Consider the following 1,002-nt stretch of genomic DNA (forward strand, 5'->3'; position numbering starts at 1 on the left):
GCTAAAGTGCCCATGATGAATTTTTGCGTCCAGCAGAAATGTACGCTGATAAATAAAACCTCGATTAATTATTTTTTTTTGCTCACCTCGCTTTTGCGAGGTTTTTTGTTTTACGCCACCGCAATACTCACAAATTGAATACGCAAAAATAGCACCCATTGAGGTGTTTTTTTTTGTTTTAGGGATGAGTCATTAACAATATCCAGGAACTGGATAATTTATAACAATAGCAAAAAAGAGAAATTTTATGACTAAAACATTAAACCTTGAATTACATCCCTCTAGCGTCAAACCTGGTACAAAAGAATACCCCCGTCAATATCTTATCGTTAACAGTGCAGATTACTATAACCAGGTAGTCGGGACTTTTGACTCAGCCGGCAAGTTCCTCTATTTCCAAGGCTGGGATAACGGTGAGTATGTCACCTTTAAACCAAGAGATTATGCTTATTGGGCGGTGTTACCTGCCAAAAAACCTGAATAAGCTTTAAAAATAAGCCACCGCAATACTCACACAAACAATCATTAAAACGAGTAAGGCGGCTGGCTCCCTGTTCAAAACAAAGCAATAGAACCCTCACAAGGAGAATATTCCCATGAGTGACCTCATTAATAAGACAATTTTAATCGAAGAGGGTTTAACCATATGCAAACCCTCAATCTATGCACTGAGCATTATAGACGATAAGCAGTCAGGGAAGTTAGTACGAATATCGCATAGCGGAAATAACATTATTGAGTTTCCACTAACGGAAATACAGTGTAGAGCATTGGCAAGAAAACTCATGGATTAATTAAACTTTTTAAGTCATCCAACCAATCACTTAAAGCAATGGAACCCTCAGTGGGAGGGTATATGCGCATGTCTGAAAAATATTCAACACCTGCTGCCTATCTGTGGGGCATTATGACCACCATCGGTGGCGTTACAACAACGATTTTTGATTTTTTAACCCTTGACCAGTGGGTTGCAGTGATGGGTATCGGCTGCACGATAGGGAC

The 1,002-nt window shown here is 39.4% G+C and carries 3 protein-coding genes; all 3 read left to right on the forward strand.

Features of this window, described 5'->3' with window-relative positions; translation table 11 throughout:
- Positions 1 to 247: 247 nt before the first annotated feature.
- The gene (locus tag G468_RS22100; RefSeq protein ID WP_034250608.1) at positions 248 to 484 is read left to right on the forward strand and encodes a hypothetical protein; all 237 of its coding nucleotides are present in this window, start codon (positions 248 to 250) and stop codon (positions 482 to 484) included.
- A gap of 112 nt (positions 485 to 596) precedes the next feature.
- The gene (locus tag G468_RS0118655) at positions 597 to 794 is read left to right on the forward strand and encodes a hypothetical protein (RefSeq protein ID WP_026824225.1); all 198 of its coding nucleotides are present in this window, start codon (positions 597 to 599) and stop codon (positions 792 to 794) included.
- Between the two features lie 68 nt (positions 795 to 862).
- A partial coding sequence (locus G468_RS23315) for an HP1 family phage holin (protein ID WP_276324697.1) occupies positions 863 to 1,002 on the forward strand: 140 nt, incomplete at its 3' end.

This window comes from Arsenophonus nasoniae DSM 15247, from assembly GCF_000429565.1.
Taxonomy (GTDB): Bacteria; Pseudomonadota; Gammaproteobacteria; order Enterobacterales; family Enterobacteriaceae; genus Arsenophonus; species Arsenophonus nasoniae.